This is a genomic window from Sinobaca sp. SA16-1, from assembly GCF_059510515.1.
Genome location: NZ_JCAKFL010000005.1, coordinates 384772 through 403774 on the forward strand (window position 1 = coordinate 384772; position 19003 = coordinate 403774).

The 19003-nt window shown below is 44.0% G+C and carries 22 protein-coding genes; 14 read left to right on the forward strand and 8 right to left on the reverse strand.

The features are described 5' to 3' along the window. Positions 1-23: 23 nt before the first annotated feature. On the reverse strand, positions 24-539 hold the full coding sequence (gene ectA, locus AC5W2J_RS16015; protein ID WP_496060463.1) for a diaminobutyrate acetyltransferase: 516 nt from the start codon (positions 537-539) through the stop codon (positions 24-26). Positions 540-910: 371 nt separating this feature from the next. After that, complete coding sequence (locus AC5W2J_RS16020; RefSeq protein WP_496060464.1) at positions 911-1816, reverse strand: TIGR01777 family oxidoreductase; 906 nt, start codon at positions 1814-1816, stop codon at positions 911-913. Between the two features lie 107 nt (positions 1817-1923). On the opposite strand from AC5W2J_RS16020, the gene recX reads away from it, so the two are divergent. From recX to AC5W2J_RS16035, 3 genes are read left to right on the forward strand one after another with little or no spacing between them, the layout of a single operon-like run. Next, positions 1924-2733, forward strand: a complete 810-nt coding sequence (recX, locus tag AC5W2J_RS16025; RefSeq protein ID WP_496060465.1) for a recombination regulator RecX — start codon at positions 1924-1926, stop codon at positions 2731-2733. Positions 2734-2744: 11 nt separating this feature from the next. Then, positions 2745-3068: a YfhH family protein gene (locus AC5W2J_RS16030; RefSeq protein ID WP_496060466.1), complete on the forward strand. Its 324-nt coding sequence runs from the start codon at positions 2745-2747 to the stop codon at positions 3066-3068. Further along, positions 3061-3330, forward strand: coding sequence for a YfhJ family protein (locus AC5W2J_RS16035; RefSeq protein WP_496060467.1), 270 nt, complete (start codon positions 3061-3063; stop codon positions 3328-3330). Before AC5W2J_RS16030 ends, AC5W2J_RS16035 begins: the two co-directional genes overlap by 8 nt. A 14-nt stretch (positions 3331-3344) precedes the next feature. Here AC5W2J_RS16035 and AC5W2J_RS16040 read toward each other — a convergent pair whose 3' ends face one another. Further along, the gene (locus AC5W2J_RS16040; RefSeq protein WP_496060468.1) at positions 3345-4331 is read right to left on the reverse strand and encodes a metal-dependent hydrolase; all 987 of its coding nucleotides are present in this window, start codon (positions 4329-4331) and stop codon (positions 3345-3347) included. Between the two features lie 146 nt (positions 4332-4477). Between AC5W2J_RS16040 and AC5W2J_RS16045 the strand changes: the two genes are divergently transcribed. From AC5W2J_RS16045 to AC5W2J_RS16060, 4 genes are read left to right on the forward strand one after another with little or no spacing between them, the layout of a single operon-like run. Then, the gene (locus AC5W2J_RS16045; protein WP_496060469.1) at positions 4478-4768 is read left to right on the forward strand and encodes a hypothetical protein; all 291 of its coding nucleotides are present in this window, start codon (positions 4478-4480) and stop codon (positions 4766-4768) included. Positions 4769-4789: 21 nt separating this feature from the next. After that, entirely contained in the window at positions 4790-5884 is a 1095-nt protein-coding gene (gene mutY / locus AC5W2J_RS16050) for an A/G-specific adenine glycosylase (RefSeq protein ID WP_496060470.1), read from the forward strand. A gap of 1 nt (position 5885) precedes the next feature. Next, entirely contained in the window at positions 5886-6644 is a 759-nt protein-coding gene (locus AC5W2J_RS16055; protein ID WP_496060471.1) for an SDR family NAD(P)-dependent oxidoreductase, read from the forward strand. A gap of 12 nt (positions 6645-6656) precedes the next feature. Beyond that, positions 6657-8270, forward strand: a complete 1614-nt coding sequence (locus AC5W2J_RS16060) for a gamma-glutamyltransferase family protein (protein ID WP_496060472.1) — start codon at positions 6657-6659, stop codon at positions 8268-8270. A gap of 101 nt (positions 8271-8371) precedes the next feature. On the opposite strand, the gene AC5W2J_RS16065 is transcribed toward AC5W2J_RS16060, so the two are convergent. Beyond that, the gene (locus AC5W2J_RS16065; RefSeq protein ID WP_496060473.1) at positions 8372-8692 is read right to left on the reverse strand and encodes a hypothetical protein; all 321 of its coding nucleotides are present in this window, start codon (positions 8690-8692) and stop codon (positions 8372-8374) included. 64 nt (positions 8693-8756) lie between these two features. Then, on the reverse strand, positions 8757-9911 hold the full coding sequence (locus AC5W2J_RS16070; RefSeq protein ID WP_496060474.1) for an aminotransferase class I/II-fold pyridoxal phosphate-dependent enzyme: 1155 nt from the start codon (positions 9909-9911) through the stop codon (positions 8757-8759). A 145-nt stretch (positions 9912-10056) separates the two neighbouring features. Here AC5W2J_RS16070 and fabL point away from each other — a divergent pair, with 145 nt between their 5' ends. The 3 genes from fabL to AC5W2J_RS16085 all read left to right on the forward strand — a co-directional run bounded on the left by fabL (position 10057) and on the right by AC5W2J_RS16085 (position 13180). After that, a complete protein-coding gene (fabL, locus tag AC5W2J_RS16075; RefSeq protein ID WP_496060475.1) occupies positions 10057-10809 on the forward strand; it encodes an enoyl-[acyl-carrier-protein] reductase FabL in 753 nt (250 codons plus the stop codon). A 65-nt stretch (positions 10810-10874) separates the two neighbouring features. Then, positions 10875-11402, forward strand: coding sequence for a nucleoside tri-diphosphate phosphatase (gene ntdP, locus AC5W2J_RS16080; RefSeq protein ID WP_496060476.1), 528 nt, complete (start codon positions 10875-10877; stop codon positions 11400-11402). Then, positions 11399-13180, forward strand: a complete 1782-nt coding sequence (locus AC5W2J_RS16085; protein ID WP_496060477.1) for an ABC transporter ATP-binding protein — start codon at positions 11399-11401, stop codon at positions 13178-13180. The genes ntdP and AC5W2J_RS16085 overlap by 4 nt, the downstream gene beginning before the upstream one ends. Before the next feature lie 32 nt (positions 13181-13212). On the opposite strand, the gene AC5W2J_RS16090 is transcribed toward AC5W2J_RS16085, so the two are convergent. Together AC5W2J_RS16090 and AC5W2J_RS16095 are read right to left on the reverse strand one after the other, a co-directional pair. Continuing rightward, a complete protein-coding gene (locus tag AC5W2J_RS16090) occupies positions 13213-14301 on the reverse strand; it encodes an FUSC family protein (protein WP_496060478.1) in 1089 nt (362 codons plus the stop codon). Between the two features lie 88 nt (positions 14302-14389). Next, the gene (locus AC5W2J_RS16095) at positions 14390-15685 is read right to left on the reverse strand and encodes a glutamate-1-semialdehyde 2,1-aminomutase (protein ID WP_496060479.1); all 1296 of its coding nucleotides are present in this window, start codon (positions 15683-15685) and stop codon (positions 14390-14392) included. 205 nt (positions 15686-15890) lie between these two features. Here AC5W2J_RS16095 and bcp point away from each other — a divergent pair, with 205 nt between their 5' ends. The 4 genes from bcp (at position 15891) to perR (ending at position 18174) form a co-directional block, all read left to right on the forward strand. After that, entirely contained in the window at positions 15891-16370 is a 480-nt protein-coding gene (gene bcp / locus AC5W2J_RS16100; protein WP_496060480.1) for a thioredoxin-dependent thiol peroxidase, read from the forward strand. Then, positions 16360-17322 carry a D-2-hydroxyacid dehydrogenase gene (locus AC5W2J_RS16105; protein WP_496060481.1) on the forward strand — a complete coding sequence of 321 codons (963 nt, stop codon included), beginning with the start codon at positions 16360-16362 and terminating at the stop codon, positions 17320-17322. Before bcp ends, AC5W2J_RS16105 begins: the two co-directional genes overlap by 11 nt. Before the next feature lie 12 nt (positions 17323-17334). After that, the gene (locus tag AC5W2J_RS16110; protein ID WP_496060482.1) at positions 17335-17628 is read left to right on the forward strand and encodes a cyclic-di-AMP receptor; all 294 of its coding nucleotides are present in this window, start codon (positions 17335-17337) and stop codon (positions 17626-17628) included. Positions 17629-17736: 108 nt separating this feature from the next. After that, positions 17737-18174, forward strand: a complete 438-nt coding sequence (gene perR / locus AC5W2J_RS16115; RefSeq protein WP_120193967.1) for a peroxide-responsive transcriptional repressor PerR — start codon at positions 17737-17739, stop codon at positions 18172-18174. Between the two features lie 33 nt (positions 18175-18207). Here perR and AC5W2J_RS16120 read toward each other — a convergent pair whose 3' ends face one another. Then, on the reverse strand, positions 18208-18564 hold the full coding sequence (locus tag AC5W2J_RS16120; RefSeq protein WP_120193598.1) for a YgzB family protein: 357 nt from the start codon (positions 18562-18564) through the stop codon (positions 18208-18210). Positions 18565-19003 lie beyond the last annotated feature (439 nt).

The window sequence follows — 19003 nt, forward strand, 5'->3', positions numbered from 1 at the left end:
GAAATGGCAGAAGGGAAAAACTGTTATTTAAGCGGTCCTACTTTAAATGTAAGCTCTGCTTCATGTTCATCGTCCGGAAATAGATCTTCAGCGAACGTTTCAAAGACTTCATATTTTGTTTCATGTGTTCTTGCAACTTTTTTAAATAACCCTTTTGAAGCTTCGTTGGAAGGAGTGACTGTAGCTTCCATGTATTTAACGTCTTTACATGCTTCTCTGTCAAGCACCGCATCAAGAAGTTTAACAGCGAGGCCTTTTCCTCTTTGGGAAGGATCCACGCCAACCTGCCATACAAATACCGTATCCTGCTTTTCAGGCGGGATAAAAGCTGTTACAAACCCAACTAATTCATCATTTTCTTTTGCGACCACGCAGGTCTCGGCGAAAAATTCGCACATCATAATATATTTATAAGAAGAGTTTAGATCAAGTGTAGAGTTTTTAACTAATTCCCACATGTCCGCTCCATCTTCGACCATTGGTTTATCAAAAGTTAATGAATCAATCACATTAGCCGACTCCGTCATTTTAGCTTCCATTTCGTATACCACCCTTATTTAAAGTTAGTAGTTGCCTTATATTCCTATACCTTGATTATTTCAAACGTAAACCTCGTGTTTTTGTGCCATTTTTAGAGGTTTTCAGCAGGAAATCTCACAAAATATGACTTGGCGGGGCCAAGCCACAATGCGATATTTACCGTTTCTATTAGTATAATTTTATCATACGGATGTTTCCGGGAAAGATCAAACGGCAATGGCTGCGATTAAACGGTATTAATCCTGCTTATGAGGGATAGAAGAGTATAGAGTGGGCTGCGCTTATAGATTCCTTCAGTATAGTATGCATTACAAGAGTATTATGAAGAAATGGACAAAAAAAGCCTCTCTTAATAGAGAAGCTTTTCATCTTATTTATTTAAGAGATCCTTAAGTGCAGGTTCTAATTTAGAGTAGGAAAAGGTATATCCGGCCTCCATGGCTTTTTCCGGCAGAGCTTTCTGTCCGTTGACAATCAGGACGCTCATTTCACCAAGCGCTTTTTGAAGAGCGATGCCCGGCACCGGAAGCCAGTGCGGTCTTCCCATAACGGCGCCGAGAGTCCGGCCGAATTCATCCATGCGCAAAGGCTCCGGAGCGGTCACATTCATAGGCCCTGTTACTTTTTTTGTTTCAAGAGCAAATTCAATCATTTCCACAACATCCCGCAGGTGTACCCACGAATACCACTGCCGGCCATTTCCAATCGGACCGCCTGTAAATAGTTTATAAGGAAGCATCATCATTGGAAGTGCTCCTTCTTCACCGTCGAGAATAAGACCAAAGCGGGCGAGGACGAGACGTACACCGTGTTTTTCAACCGTGCGTGCCTTTTCTTCCCACTGTTCGGTAACTTCCTGCAGGAAATTCCGTTCGGCCGGCTTGCTGGATTCTGTAAATACAGTTTCCTCGGATATGCCGTAGTATCCTACAGCAGAAGCGTTTATGAGAACTTCAGGCTTGGAAGATAAAGCACCGATTATGCGCTCTATTTCCTGTGTGGCGGAAAGCCTGCTTTGAAGGATAGCCTTTTTGTGGTCATCGGTCCAGCGCTTTTGAATGGAGGCGCCGGCCAGATTAATGATGGCATCGAGCCCGGGAAGCTCTTTTTCCGGCGTACTGGAAGAACCAAGCCATTCTACAAACGTAATACGTTCTTTATTTTGTTTGTTTTCTGTATTTCTTGTTAAGATATATACATGGTGTCCCTGGGCAGTAAGATAACCGGTCAATGCCGATCCGATTAATCCGGTTCCGCCGCTTATTGCAATATTCATGTGGAACCCTCATTTCTTCATCATTTATAGTAAACGAAAAGGATATTACACAACAGTTACCCTTTAATGAAATAGGTTAATCACTATACAGCCAGTGGAGGTGGGAAATGAAAGTTGCAAAAATCACAACCCAGCAGAAAAACAGCCAGCGTTATAACATATTTTCAGAAGAGCACGGGAAAGAAAAATATGCCTTCAGTGTGGATGAATCTGCTATTGTCGAGTTTGGCCTGAAAAAGGGACTGGAACTCAGTGATACAGAGCTTGAAGCGATTGAAGCATTTGACCAAAAGAGAAGGGCATGGAATGCAGTTCTTCACTATCTATCGTTTTCCATGCGGACAAAATGGCAGGTGGAGCAGTATTTATTTGAGAAAGAATATGCACCGGCTGCAGTGGAAGAAGCGGTAAACCGGGCTCTGGATTATAAGTTTCTGGATGACGAAGCATTTGCGGAAGCTTTTGTGCGCACCAAAATAAACACAACGGATAAAGGACCGAAAATTATTACCGGTGACCTGAGACAAAAAGGAATTGGTTCCGAGCTCGCTGAAAAAGCCCTGGTACAATTCACAAAAGAAAAGCAGATTGATAAAGGCGTGAAGATCATTCAAAAAAAAGCAGCGCGGCAGAAAGATGCGCACACTATTTTTAAAAAGAAAATGATGGATGCGCTCCGCCAAAAAGGTTACGACAGTGAAATATTTACTATCGCCTGGGAAGAGGCGGATATTGTACCAGACGAAGAGGAAGAGTGGGAAAGACTCGAAGTTCACGGCGATAAGATTCTCCGTAAATGGGAAAAGAAAGCAACAGGACGCACCCTTCAGCAGAAAGTAAAGGAACAGCTTTATAGAAAAGGCTTTAACATGCAGCTGATACAGCGATTTCTGGATCAGAAAGTATCCGGAGAATAGGGGAGTAAACAGTGGAAAAACGATACAGTCAGATGACAGCGTACGAAATAAGATCGGCGATCGCCGATCTGAACGAAAAAGCAAAAAAAGCCGAACAGATGGGGATGGTCAGTGAACTTGCCGTGTATGAAAGAAAGAAAACATTGGCGGAAGCTTATATGATAAATCCTGAAGACTTCTCTAAAGGAAGTGCCTACGAAGTAAAAAACGAAGACACGACGTTTTATATTGAGTATTTTAATGGGGTGTTTGCCTGGGGATTCAGGAAAGGCAGCGAAGAATTAGAAGCACTTCCTTTATCACTGCTTGGAAAAGAGGTGGAACACAATGGATGATCATATTAGCAGGCTGACAAATATACTGCTGAGTAAAAATGAGAAGCTGTCGACAGCAAAAGCCCAGATGTGGGTCGAGTACTTGTGGGAAGACTTTGAAGCAACAAGAGCCAAATCAGGAAGAGATTACAAGGGAAAAGAAATGACGGAAAAAATTGTGCTTCAGTGGATCAGCCAATACGGCCCTCACCTGCACAACTATAATCCAACAAACCAGAAATTTTCCGGAATGTTAAATGAGCCTGACGGTACAAAGCATTAAAAAAGAGCGACGCTTTACAGCAGCCGCTCTCCTTGTTTTAATTTTTTTTCGAGTGTTTCTGTAGAAAAAATCCAGCCGGTGTAAGACGTATAAGGAATCAGCTCTTTGTTCATCCGTACGACAGCTACAAACGGATAAAAGCCTTTGCTCCGGTACCGCAGATCGATAAACTTCACTTCCCAGCCGTTATCGAGTTCTTTGACCAGCCATCTGTAGGTTGGCGAAAAAGATAAAAAGGAAGAAAGGTTGCGGTCATCCAGTGCTGCATTAATAACCGGATCAGATGGAATCGGTTCGAACGGGTAGCTCTCCAAATAACGGAGTACCTTGTCTTTTGATTCTGTTACGTGAAGCTTTTCTTTCGTCCGTACGACCAAATGGAAATTTTTCCAATTGTACGTAGGGGATATGAAGAAATGAGTAGCATCCGGATGGAAATGGGCGGCTTTTCTAAGCACATTGTTTCTTACTCTATACCGCCATATATAATAAATAATTAAAACAGCATAAATGGCAAGAAAGGTCCATCCGGGATCGAGGCCATAGCTCCATGCAATAAAGCCAAAAATATGAGCAAAGAAAATAAACGGATCAAAGATGTTAATCACGCCCAGGCCTATCCACTTTTTGTTAAACGGAGACAAAGCCTGAGTGCCATATGCATTGAAAATATCCACAAACACATGGAGAAATACTGCCAAAAATGTCCACAGCCACAAATGCAGAAACGAAATTTCCGGGTTAAACATATAAAAGAAGCCGGATATAAGAAGCGGCCATGTTAAAACAGCCGGAATGGAATGAGTAGGTCCGCGGTGATACCTTATATAGACCGCGTTATTTTTCAGCTTAAGTATGGTGTCGAAATCAGGAGCCTGTGACCCTATAATTACGGCTGCCATTACGGTTTGAAGAGCAGCAGGATTTTCGGCGATCACGGGATCCATAGTAGCCAGACCGCCGATTCCTACACCCATAACAACGTGCGTTGCAGTATCCAAGGGTACCTCCTTCAGGAACAGTTCCTCAAAGAACGTTCATATAATGTGAAAAGTCTATTTAAAAATTATAACATGATCTTTTATAGATGACATGCCTTAGCATGCAGAAAGGACAGGGGTTTATGCAGAAACCTATCGTAATTTTCATGGAGTATAAAATAAAGGAAGAAAGCAGGGAAACCTACCTGGCTGAAATGGAAAAAGTAATAAAGGAAATGGACGCTCTGGAATCGGGAACTGTGGAATGGTACGAAGCCGCAGATCAACAGGGGCTGTATGTAGAAATGATAGAAGTTTCTTCCATGAAGGAGTATGAATACATAAAAGAAAGGCGCAGGGATCCAGCGGATACAACATTCGGGGGGCTTCTGCCTTTACTTGAAAAAGGGGCGGCAGGAATGAACTGCTGGGCATTTTCCCGGCTGAATAAAAAGTAATGGCAACAGCAGGAGGATATAATGACAGAAAAATGGAATAGTATAGATATAGGAAATTTTCAGGAGCAGCTGCTGGAGTGGTACGGGCACAATCAAAGAGTTCTGCCTTGGCGGGAAAACCAGGATCCCTATAGAATATGGGTATCTGAAGTCATGCTTCAGCAGACAAAAGTAGACACGGTTATTCCTTATTTTAATAATTTTATGGAGAAATTTCCTTCTATTAAAGATTTAGCGGAAGCAGAAGAGGAAAAGGTGCTCAAAGCGTGGGAAGGCCTCGGCTATTATTCCAGGGTTCGTAATCTTCATCATGCTGTAAAAGAAGTACATGAGAAATACGAGGGCAGGGTGCCGGCAGACCCGAAGTTGTTTTCTTCATTAAAAGGAGTGGGTCCCTACACTGCAGGTGCCGTTATGAGCATCGCCTATGAATTGCCGGAACCGGCGGTGGATGGCAATGTAATGAGGGTGTTTTCCAGGCTGTTATGTATTGAAGAAGATATCGGCAAAGCGAAAACGAGAAAAATATTTGAATCCGCTCTTCCCCCTTTTTTAGAAAATGTGCCGCCCTCCCAGTTTAACCAGGCGGTTATGGAACTTGGGGCGATGGTTTGTACACCCCGTTCTCCCGGCTGCCTGCTCTGTCCTGTTCAGGAATTCTGTGAAGCCCGGATGCAGGGGAAAGAACAAATCCTCCCAATTAAAGAAAAGAAGAAAGCGGCGAAAGCCCGGGAAATGGCTGCGGTTGTGCTGAAATCACCAGACGGACGTTTTCTTTTTCACCAAAGAGAAGAAAAAGGACTGCTCGCCAAAATGTGGGAGTTTCCAAATGCAGGAACAAAACAAGAAGAACCGCAGGCAGAACAGGTTCAGGTATTTATTAATGATCATATAGGTGCGCAAGCCATTAATATAGAACCTATTCAGTATGTGGAGCACGCTTTTTCCCATTTGATCTGGAATATTACGGTTTATGAAGCAGAAACGGTGGAAAGTGAAGTGACAACACCGGCGGAAGGACGCTGGAAGTGGATGACGCTGGAAGAAGCGGAGGCCTATGCTTTTCCTGTTTCCCACCAAAAAATACTGCATCAGCAAAAAGGAGAGGGGAAGTAACATGGATCTGGAGCTCAAAGGAAAAAAAGTACTCGTCACAGGTGCCTCAAAAGGAATCGGCCGCGGTATTGCAGAGGCATTTGCTGCAGAAGGAGCCATTGTTGGGGCAGTGGCCCGGTCAACGGACATCTTAAATGAAATGGCGGCAAAGCAGGCAGCAATTATTCCTTTAACCGGGGATTTAACAGAAGAAAAGCAGAGAGAAGATGTGTTTCAGGCTTTTCTGGATGAAGCGGGAGACATTGATATTCTTGTGAATAATCTGGGAGGCAGTAACGGCACTTCTGTTCTGGAGACCGATATGGAGGACTTCTACCATGCGATGGAATGGAATTATTTCTCCGCTGTCCATTTAAGCAAGCTTGCTTATAAGCAGATGATAAAAAAGCAGGAAGGGGTGATCCTGCAGATTACTTCTATTTTCGGAAGGGAGGCAGGAGGAAAGCCTACATACAATAACGCAAAGGCCGCATTAATAAGCTTTACGAAATCTCTGGCGGATGAAGCTGTAAAAAAAGGAATTCGTGTCAATTCGATTGCTCCCGGCTCTATCCTTCATCCAAGCGGAAACTGGCAGAAGCGAATAGATGCGGATCCGGAGAAAATGAAGGCTTTTGTTAAACAGGAAATACCGGCCGGACGCTTCGGGACGGTAGAAGAAATTGCCAATACGGCTTTGTTTCTTGCTTCGCCAAAAAGCTCCTGGATCATCGGGGCAAGCATTAATGTAGACGGCGGCCAGTCAAATATGAATATGTAAAAGGGGACTAATATGCTTACATTTGATTCGAACTATAATCCATATGCGTCTAAACGTTCTACGGTCTATGCCAAAAATGGTGTAGTAGCTACCTCCCAGCCGCTTGCTTCGCAGGCCGGCCTGGACATATTAAAAAAAGGCGGAAACGCAGTTGATGCTGCTATTGCGACAGCGGCATGTCTCACTGTGGTAGAGCCGACTTCAAATGGGATCGGCGGGGACGCCTTTGCCCTGGTGTGGATAAAAGACAAACTACACGGCTTAAATGCAAGCGGGCCGGCGCCAGTTTCTTTATCCATCGCTGCATTGAAAAAAAGAGGATTGTCAGCAATCCCTGTACACGGATTGATTCCTGTTACCGTTCCGGGCGCACCTTCTGCCTGGGGAGAGCTTTCCCTTCGTTTTGGCAGGCTGCCATTTTCCGATCTGCTGCAGCCGGCGATCGAGTACGCCGAAAATGGATATCCGTTGTCACCGGTTCTGGCCGAGTTTTGGGGGAAAGGAGCGGCTTCTTTTGAACAAAAGCTGAAAGGCAAAGAGTTCGATGAGTGGTTCCGTGTATTTATGCCGGGAGGAAAAGTGCCTCAGGCCGGGGAAATGTGGAAGTCACCGGGTCACGCGAGGACGCTGAAGCGCCTGGCTGAAGATGGAGACCGTTCGTTTTATGAAGGCAGTATAGCAGAAGAAATAGCAGATTTCTCCGCTGCCCATGACGGCTTTCTTTCAAAAGATGACCTGGCCTCTTTCCGGGCGGAGTGGGTGGATCCGATTCATGTTTCCTATAAAGGATATGAGGTGTGGGAAATCCCGCCAAACGGGCAGGGCCTTGTCGCACTGCAGGCTTTGAAAATGATCGAAAGCCATTCTTTAAAAGAAAGAGATAACGAAGAGACGCTGCATAAACAGATAGAAGCGTTAAAGCTGGCATTTTCTGACGGTCTGGAATATATTACAGATGATTCCAAAATGAAAAAACGCGCTGCCGCTCTTCTATCTGAAGCCTATATAAAAGAAAGAACCGGTCTGATTGGAGAAAAAGCAGTGGATCCTCAGGCAGGCATCCCTCCAAAAGGAGGAACCGTTTACTTGGCCGCCGCTGACAATGAGGGCAATATGGTATCGTTCATTCAAAGTAACTACATGGGATTCGGATCCGGCACGGTTGTGCCGGATACAGGAATTGCTCTGCAGAACAGAGGGCATAATTTCTCCATGGATCCCGGTCATGATAACGCGCTGGAAGGCGGGAAGAAAACATACCATACGATTATTCCCGGTTTTCTCACAAAAGGGAAAAAAGCGGTCGGTCCTTTTGGAGTAATGGGAGGATTTATGCAGCCGCAGGGCCATATGCAGGTGGTAATGAATACGATAGATTTTGGCATGAATCCGCAGGCTGCGCTTGATGCTCCGAGATGGCAGTGGCTGAGCGGGAAAAAGGTAAGCATTGAGCATGCGTTTCCAGCCTCTACGATCCAACAGCTTGCAGCCAGAGGGCATCAAATGGAGACAGCGCACCATTCGGGCAGTTTCGGCCGCGGCCAGATTATCTGGAAGGATAAAGACTCCGGGGTTTATGCAGCTGGAACAGAATCAAGAACCGACGGCAGTATTTCGGCCTGGTAGCAAGAAAGATAGATGTTAACAGCTGAAAAACGGCCCCCACTAATAGTGGGGGCCGTTTTTATAGGTTTTTTTCAGCTGGCAGAGAAATTTGGTTTTCCATGTTACACGAGGTCGCTTCGGATTTCACGAATGAAATCCTTTGTTTCCGGTGTTCCTAATTCAAATATCATAATATACAGGTTATCCATTTTTCCCTGCATCTTATCTTTGGCAGCGTCTGCGTTTCTTTCATTCACGGCTCTAGCTACAATGTCTCCGCTGGAGGCATTTTCATGCTTTATTTCATCAATCTGCTTTTCGAGTTTTTCTTTTTCTTCCGGTGTAACATCGACAGCATATTGTATCGTATTTTCGCCGGTTTGTACTTCAGAAAGCCCCATACCTGACTGTTCCATTTCCACATAATAACGTTTCTTCTGCATTTGTCTCTCTCCTTTTAAGTAAAGCGCTTTATTCCTTCTTTACCCATCGAAGCTGAAATATACACTACAAAATAATAGAAGTAAGGCGTTCAGCCGCTTCTTTAAGCCGGGTTTCTTCCTGAACCAATGCGATCCGCACATATCCTTCCCCTGCCTTGCCAAAAGCGTGGCCCGGCGTTACGACGACGCCGGCCTCCAAAGCCTTCAGCGCAAATGCCATTGATGTAATGGGAGAAGGAAGCTTTGCCCAGACAAACATCCCGCCATCCGGAACAGTCACGTTCCATCCTTGTTCATGAAGCGCGCTGCAGAATACATCGCGGCGGTGTCTGAATGTTTGTTTCTGCGTATAGAGAAACGGCTGCTCGTAAAGCAGCGCATGAATAGCGGCTTTTTGAATAGGGTAAAACACGCCGTAATCAATATTGGATTTAATATCTGCCAGCGGCTCAAGGAACTCTTCTTTTCCGGTAACAAACCCGATACGGGCCCCGGCCATATTGAAGCTTTTTGAAAGGGAGTGAAACTCAAGCGCTGTTTCTTTTGCCTGGTCTATATGAAAGATGCTGAGCGGTTTATTTTCAGTGAAATCGAGCTCTGCGTAAGCAAAGTCATGAACAACGAGGATAGAGTGCTTCAGTGCCAGCTGAATGACTTTCTCAAAATAGTCTTTTGTTGCCCGGGCAGAAGCGGGATTGCCGGGATAATTCATAATAAAAATCTTGGTCCGTTCCAGAATATGGTCAGGCACGGCAGTTATATCAGGCATAAACTGATTTTCTTCATTAAGTGCCACAGAGTATGTATAGGCTCCGGCAAGATCTGCGCAGGCAGAATAAATCGGATAACCGGGATCGGGAATGATAATATAATCCCCGGGATTTAAATAGGCCAGTGCCAGGTGCGACAGGCCGTCCTGGGAGCCGAGCAGCTGCAACACTTCATGGGAGTGAACAGATATATCAAAACGGTCTCTGCAATAGCTTGAGGCTGCTTCGTTAAATGCATTCAGACCCTGCAGCGCGTACCCGTAATTGTGTTCCTGCTCCGCTTCTTCAGATAAAACAGAACGGACACCGGCCGGGGGCGGCAGGTCCGGGCTTCCGACACTTAGATCAATCATATCGATGCCTTTAGAGACTGCTTTTTCCTTATGACGGGCCATTTCAGTAAATACGCTGGCTCCGAGTGATTTTGTTCGTTCAGCTGGTTGTATCATAATAGAGCTCCTCCTTTTACATACTGCATTCAGTATAAAAGAAAATGATAAAAATAAGGAAGCGAAAAGACGGTGTTTTTGCTTGAAGAGGAAATACGTTATACTGTGTAAGGATAAAGTGTTATTGTAAAATGGAGGAGAAAAGATGAACAGTCATAAGGTAGCGCTCGTAACAGGAAGCAGCAGGGGAATAGGAAAGCATATTGCCCATAAGCTGGCAGATCAGGGATATAATATCGTCATTAACTATGCCCGCAGCAAAAAAGCAGCAGAGGAAACGGCAGAAGAGCTTCGTGCAAAAGGTGCAGAAGTACTTGTCGTTAAAGCAAACGTCGGGAAAGTAGAAAAAATAAAAGAGTTATTTGCAGAGATTGATGAGCATTTCGGAAGGCTGGACGTATTTGTAAATAATGCGGCGTCCGGTGTATTAAAGCCGCTCATGGAGCTGGAAGAAAACCACTGGGACTGGACGATGGGTATTAACAGCAAGGCTCTTTTATTCTGCGGCCAGGAGGCAGCAAAGCTGATGGAAAAAAACGACGGCGGCTCTATCGTCAGCCTCAGTTCACTTGGAGCCCAGAGAGTGCTTGATAACTATACAGCGGTCGGCGTATCCAAAGCGGCGGTTGAATCGCTCACCCGCTATCTGGCGGTTGAACTTGCTTCAAAAAACATCGTAGTCAATGCTGTATCCGGCGGCGTAGTCGATACAGATGCCTTAAATCATTTCCCGAATCAAGAGGAAATGCTTGAAGATGCTAAGAAAAGAACACCTGCCGGACGGATGGTAGATAAAGAAGACCTTGCAAACGGAGTTATGTTCCTGCTTTCCCCGCAGGCCTCAATGATCCGCGGGCAGACTATTATTGTTGATGGAGGTATATCGCTTCTCACATAAAGTCCTTCGGCCAACAATAAACAAAGGACAAATATAATTATGGAGGCTATAGGAAGGAGAAATGCATGGAATTCCCCGCAACCGGAAAGACGATCGAAATACAGAGCTATAAGCACAATGGAACACTGCACCGCGTTTGGGAAGAGACCCTTATTTTAAAAGGAACCTCTAAAGAAATTATCGGCGGCAATGATAGAATTCTTGTGCATGAGTCAGACGGCAGAGTATGGCGGACGAGAGAACCGGCCATCTGCTATTTCCACTGGGAAAAATGGTTTAACGTCATTGGAATGATCCGCTCGGACGGTATCCATTATTACTGCAATGTCGGCACGCCTTTCGTCTGGGATGAAGAGGCATTAAAATATATTGATTACGATCTTGATATTAAAGTGCTGCCGGATATGACGTACAATTTGCTGGATGAAGAAGAGTACAAAGAGCACAGCAAAACAATGAACTATCCCCCTATGGTAGATGAAAAAGTCTGGAATGGGGTAAGAGAGCTGCAGTCCTGGATTTACCAGGGAAAGGGCCCGTTTGCCCCGCAGTTTGTGGAGCAGTGGTATGAAAGGTATTTATTCTTTCGATGAAATACGGAACAGACAAACCGAAAAAGCAGAAAGTCAAAGGGAGTATCCGACGTTACTTAACCTTTGTTAAACCATATAAATGGATTATCGTATTTACTATTTTAATTGGAGTGCTTAAATTTGGAATTCCTCTTTTAACTCCTCTTATTATGGCCTATGTTATTGACGATTTGATTTTGGCAGATGGCATAAGCAATGCAGAAAAAACAAGTACGCTTTTATGGCTGCTTGGCGGTGCGATCGTTGTATTTTTGATCATTCGCCCTCCGGTAGAGTATTACCGCCAGTACTTTGCCCAATGGACCGGCAGTAAAGTTCTCTATGATATAAGAGATCAGCTGTTTGCACACATTCAAAAACTCAGTCTCCGTTTTTATTCGAACCGAAAAGCCGGCGAAGTGATTTCCAGAGTTATTAATGATGTAGAGCAGACAAAGAACTTTGTTATTACCGGGTTAATGAACGTATGGCTGGACCTGGTGACGATCATCATTGTCATCATTATTATGCTGACGATGAACGGCTGGCTGACGCTGGTCGCTGTGTCATTGTTTCCGCTATATGCACTTTCCATTAAATACTTTTATTCCCGGCTCCGTCACTTAACAAGAGTCCGGTCCCAGGCTCTCGCAGATGTGCAGGGGCATCTTCACGAACGGGTGCAGGGGATGAATGTGATCCGCAGCTTTGGACTGGAAGATTATGAGCAGGGCCAGTTTGACAGGCGGAACACGAACTTTCTGGATAAAGCGATAGATCATTCCAAATGGAATGCAAAAACGTTTGCTGTCGTGAATACGATTACAGATATTGCACCGTTGATTGTTATTCTGGCAGCCGGCTACCTTGTTATAAATGGAGGGCTGCAGATAGGCGAAATGGTAGCGTTTATCGCGTATATTGAAAGGCTGTACGGCCCATTGCGCCGTCTCGTGAATTCGTCAACGACCATTACACAGTCAATCGCCTCTATGGATAGAGTTTTTGAATTTGTAGATGAAAAATACGATATAAAAGATAAAAAAGACGCTGAAATTCTCCACAGAACAGATGGGAAAATTCAGTTTGACCATGTAACATTCGCTTATGAAGAAGGTGGAGAAGAAGTATTAAAAGATATTAACCTTCAAGTGAAAATGGGAGAAACCGTCGCCCTTGTCGGTATGAGCGGCGGCGGGAAAAGTACGCTTGTAAGTCTTTTGCCGAGGTTTTATGATGTGAGCAGCGGCTCGATCAAGCTGGACGGAACCGATATCCGCGACTACACGATACATTCTCTCCGAGATAAAATAGGAATTGTACTGCAGGATAATATTTTATTCAGCGATTCGGTTAAATTAAATATTCTTATGGGGAATCCCGATGCAGGGGATGAGGAAGTAATAGCTGCGGCAAAAGCGGCAAATGCCCACGAGTTTATTATGAACCTTCCGCAGGGGTATGATACTCCGGTAGGAGAACGCGGCGTAAAGCTCTCCGGCGGTCAAAAGCAGAGAGTAGCCATTGCGCGGGTTTTTCTTAAGGATCCTCCTATGCTGATATTTGATGAAGCCACATCGGCACTTGATTTGGAAAGCGAACACCTAATCCAGGAGGCAATGGGCCTTTTATCCAAAGACAGAACAACATTTATTGTGGCACACCGTCTTTCGACTATTACCCATGCTGACCGGATTGTCGTCATTGAAAATGGAAAAGTGAGCGAAAGCGGCTCGCATGTAGAGCTGATGAATGCGGAGGGTGCGTATCACAAACTTTATAATGTGCAGCATACGTAAAAAAGCACGCCTCTAAGGGGGCGTGCTTTTTGCTATTCTTCCGGATTTTTAATTGTGACGGTATTTTCTTTCTGGTGATAGTTAAAGAAACTTTCTACTAACGTCGCCAGATGATCGAGCTGTTCGTTGTATTCTACAATGTGGGAGACGACGGGGAGAAGATGAAGCCATTCGTCCCGCGTTACATACTGCTGGTCATACAAGTCCATGAATGAATCGGTCAGGCGGCTTTCGCCTGATTCTACTTCTTCTTCCATACGATCGGTCAGCTGCACATTCACTTTGCCTACGTACCGCATGAGAATACGGTCATGATACTCCGTTAAGTGATCCAGCTGCCTTTGAATAAACGTCTGCATGTCTTCAGGCATGCCTTGAAGCTGGTGCTCGTGTTTATCCAGCGTTTTTAGGATGGAGAGCGCTTTGCGGTGGGCGGAAATCATTTCTTTGAATAAAACAATTTTACGCGCCTTGCTCCACTTGCTTTTTAAAAAGTACGTACGCTCTTCTTTATAAAGTGCAAATAAATTATCTATTTTTAAAGATGTTTCGTTCATGACCGGCAGATCCTTTTTCAAGGAATAATGATTCGTTTCAAATCTTGTTTTTAAACGAATCCAGCGGATAACATCCACGGTATGGTCTGATATTTTGTGATAGAGCTTGGTTTCATACTTGGGCGGCAGAAAAATTAAATTTACAATAAAAGCCGACAGTACCCCAAGTAAAATAAGGAGGAACCGTTCACCGGCAAAAATAAGAAAGTTAGTCTGCGAAGCCGGGTTTCCCATAATGATGATAACTGTAACTAAAGCTATAGGAATAGAAGAAGCATCAAGCCTTATTTTTAAAATAATGGCGATCGTTACCATTACCGTAACTCCGATAATCACCGGTTCAAATCCGAACGTCAGCGCAAAAATGATAGCTAAGCCGGCCCCAATAATATTAGCCTGAATCTGTTCAAGAATAGTCTGGTAGGATCGGAAAACAGAAGGCTGAATAGCAAAGGTGGCCGAGATGGCAGCAAAAAAAGCAGGTTCCAGACCAGCCCAGGTGGAAATGTAAATAGCAATAACGATGGCGAGCCCGGTTTTAAATATACGTGCCCCTAATTTCATGGGAATGCATAATTCCTTTCTTTATAGAACTGTATTTGATGGCATATTTTTCAGCCATTCGATACTATACACAATAATACCGGCTTCATCAAGTGGCGAGAGAGGCAAGAACTTCTCTGGCTGCCTCTACCGTATCATCAATGTCAGCCTCTGTGTGGGCTGTCGTCAAAAACCATGCTTCGTATTTAGATGGAGCCAGGTGAATCCCTTTATCAAGCATGCCTTTAAAGAAGGCGGAAAATAATACGTCACTGCCCTGCTTGGCATCCTGGTAATTTCTCACTTTATCAGGTGTGAAATAAAGCGTAAGGGCTCCTTTGATTCGATTAATGGAAGCGGGAATACTGTATTCATCCACAGCCTCCTGAAGTCCTTTTTCGAGTTTTTCCCCGAGGCGGTCAAGGTTTTCATAAAGACCATGCTGTTGAAGAAGCTCCAGGCAGGCAATGCCGGAACTCATGGAGGCAGGGTTGCCGGACATCGTCCCTGCCTGATAAGCAGGTCCCATCGGTGCTACTTCTTCCATAATATCCTGTCTGCCGCCGTAGGCGCCAATGGGCAGACCGCCGCCGATAATTTTACCAAGTGCTGTCATGTCCGGCGTAACACCGAGCAGGTTTTGGGCACCGCCATACATAAAGCGGAAAGCGGTAATGACTTCGTCATAAATAACGAGAGCATCCGCCTGATGGGTTAATGCATTTACGCCTTCGAGGAAACCAGGTTCAGGCATAACCATACCGAAATTTCCAACGATTGGTTCTACCATAACGGCAGCAATGTCATCTCCCCATTGCTCCAATGCGGCTTTCAGGCCGTCCAGGTCATTGAAAGGTACGGTAATCACTTCTTCTGCTATATTTCTAGTAACTCCGGCAGAATCAGGAGACCCCAGAGTAGAAGGGCCTGAGCCGGCTGCGACTAGGACCAGGTCGGAATGTCCATGATAGCAGCCTTCAAACTTTATGATTTTATTTTTGCCTGTATAGGCACGTGCCACGCGGATAGTAGTCATAACAGCTTCGGTGCCGGAATTAACAAATCGGACTCTCTCAAGGGAGGGGATGGCATCACGAAGAAGGTGTCCGAACTGGTTTTCGAGCTTCGTCGGGGCCCCAATGAGCGTGCCGTTTTCGGCAGCCTTTGTAACAGCCTGTGTGATAGCGGGATGGCCGTGCCCGGTAATGATAGGACCGTAAGCCGCTAAATAATCGATGTATTTGTTTCCATCCTCATCATACAAATAAGCGCCTTTCCCATTTTTCATAAACACAGGTGTCCCGCCGCCGACTCCTTTAAAAGATCGGGAAGGGCTGTTCACGCCGCCGAGAATAATATTTTTTGCTTCATTGTATAATGCTTCAGATTCTATGCGTTTGTTCATTTTACTCATCCTTTTGATAAATGGCTTTAGTATGCAGTCATACGGTTCAGCTTTCTATTTTATCTTACTTTTCCTTTTTTTATCTATATAATAAAAGAAAAAGCATATATAAATGAAGATTTTTCCATATCCACCCTTCCGATGTTGCGAAAAGCAGAAGTTGCTGTAATAATTTATGTACAACCACTAATAAGGAGGAAAACCATTGACTATACATATTGGAGAAAAAGTACCGTCTGTTACTCTGCCGGCAAGCAGTGGAAAAGACATATCCCTGGAAGATTATAAAGGAAAAAACATTGTACTCTATTTCTACCCGAAAGACATGACTCCCGGCTGCACCACCGAAGCCTGCGATTTCAGAGACTTATCAGAGGAATGGGAGAAAGCTAATGCCGTCGTACTAGGTGTTAGTCCGGATCCATTAAAAAAACATGAAGCGTTTATTGAAAAGCATGGACTGCCGTTCCCTTTACTGTCTGATGAAGAAAAGACGGCAGCGGAAGCGTTCGGGGTCTGGCAGCTAAAGAAAACATTCGGTAAAGAATATATGGGTATTGTCCGCTCTACTTTTCTAATTAACGAAGAAGGCATTCTAATAAAAGAGTGGAGAAATGTTCGTGTGAAAAATCACGCAGAACAGGTTCTGCATTCGTTAAAGGAGTCTTCCGGGTATGGAAAATAAACCAGTTATCGTATCGACAACCAAAATGAAATCGGTTATTAAAGAACATTTAAACGAATCTTTTCCAGAGGCGGTGTTTGTCTGGTCAAAGTCTATAGAAGAGGCGAGAGACCATCTGCATAAAGCGGATATTATTCTTACCTATGGAGAAGACCTGACGGCCGAAGACATAACTGCTGCTTCCCGCCTGCAGTGGATTATGGTTATTTCAGCAGGAATGGACAAAATGCCGTTTGAAGCGATAGAACAAAAGGGAATAAAAGTAACTAACGTCAAAGGAATCCATGGTAAGCCTATGGCAGAGTATACAATTTTTGCAATACTGCAGCATGCCAGGCAGGGGAAACAGTACTATAAGCAGGAACAGGAGAAAATATGGAGCCGCCGTGCTGTACCGGTTGAGGTGGAAGGCAGAAACGTAACGATTCTCGGAGCGGGCTCGATTGGGACAGAAGCAGCCAAAGCCGTTAAGCGGTTTGACATGCATACTACAGGAGTAAATACAAAAGGCGGAGCGGCTTCTTACTTTGACAAAATGTACAGTACTTCTCAGCTCAAAGAAGCGGTTTCTTCGGCTGATTATGTAGTGAACATCCTGCCGCTTACAGAGGAAACGGAAAATATAATGGACCAGCATGTATTTGAAGCGATGAAAGAAGAAGCGGTATTCATTAACATCGGAAGAGGTGCGACTGTGCTGGAAGAGGATCTTATAGATGCGCTGCAGAAGGGATCCATCCATCACGCAGTTCTGGATGTATTTAATCAGGAGCCGCTGGGAGAGAGTCATCCGTTTTGGGAAATGGAAAACGTAACGGTCACTCCGCATATTTCAGGTATTTCTTCAGGGTATATACCTAGAGCTATGGATATCTTCGAACAAAACCTGAAATCATTTCTTCGTCACCCGGAATCTATGATTAATGTAGTAGACGTTAAAAAAGGATATTAGGGGGCAGTCATTATGAAATTAATGATATGTGTGGTAGATGATTATTATGTAGATGAGATTGAAAGCCGCACAAAAAGACTGGGGTATCGGATGACAAAGCTTTCGAGCAGTGGAAGCTTTCTACGGAAGGGAAGCACGACGTTTTTATTTGGAATACAGGAAAAAGAAGTAGATGTGCTGACTGAATCCTTGAAAAGTATATGTCTGGACTATGAGAAGAAAAAAGGAAAAAAGCAGGAACGGACGCACAGGTTTATTAGTTTTTTAATAGACGCGAAAAATGCTTCAGGGCTGCCGGTCTCATAAAACCTCAAAGGGACAATGATTGACAACCGATAGATCATTCGGATAATATTTAATTATAAGAATTATAATTAAAGAATTGTTGTATAAAAGAAAGTGAGGTGCATGACGATGGCGAACGAACGCCTTCAGGAAGTGGTGCATTCATTGAAAAGTACGAAGATCCGCATGACACCGCAGCGTCATGCTATTTTGGAATTTTTATATGATTCGATGAGCCACCCGACCGCAGATGACATATATAAGGCCCTCGAAGGGAAATTCCCGAATATGAGCGTTGCTACGGTTTATAATAATCTTCGTGTTTTCAAAGAAGTAGGGATCGTAAGAGAATTATCGTACGGCGATTCCTCAAGCCGTTTCGACTGTGTAACATCTGATCATTATCATGTTGTTTGTTCAGATTGCGGAAAGATCGTTGATTTTCATTATCCGGGTCTGGATGAAGTGGAATCACTTGCAGAACATGTCACAGGATTTCAGATCAACACACACCGTATGGAGATTTACGGCAAATGTCCTGACTGTGCACCAATTTCGAGACATTAATTCATCCATACAAAAAGCTGGCCCGGTGACGGGTCAGCTTTTTGTATGCTTTCTATTGTAGGCGGAATCAAATTCTTTTCCTTCCAGGGTTTTATCAAGAGTCAGCGGTTCATCACAGTACATGCATGCGTCCACTCTGCCGAGAATTTTCGTTGTTTTATTGCAGTTGGGACAGGTTACCTGCACTGTACTTGTAGAAATCATGCCAATCCAAAAATAAACTACGCTGCTTGAAATAACAAAAATAAAGCCTAATATCATAGCGATTGTCATTATAATAGGAGAAGTCCTGAAAAAGATGCCAATATACATAATGAAAATACCTACAAATACAAGGGATAAAGCAAACGTTCGAATACGATTAATTTTATTTGAAGCTTTCAGCGCCATTTTATTACCTCCCGGATATAATGATTATATCACATGAAAGTGCTTGCAAAAACTGTCTTCTCACATGATAATAGAAGATGCGCCATATAAATAAACAGTAAATATAATAGAAGCAGATTCTTCAGAATCATTTTTCTATAATAATTTTATCAATAACTATTGACTATCTATTTTATATAATGGTATATTACACATTGTCGCCAAACGGCTTCCTGCTCTAAAGAAACACAGCAGATTAATTTTATAAATGTCATTGACATTAACTATTGAAAATGGTATCTTATAAAAGTCGCCAAAACACGACAGTATCAAAAATAGTGTCCTTTGAAAATGGAATGAAAACAACGCGCGAAATATCAAGTCGCGGCAGGCAAGGCCTGCTGCGCAATGTAAGACCAGCATGACCTAAGCATCAACTTTCATGGAGAGTTTGATCTTG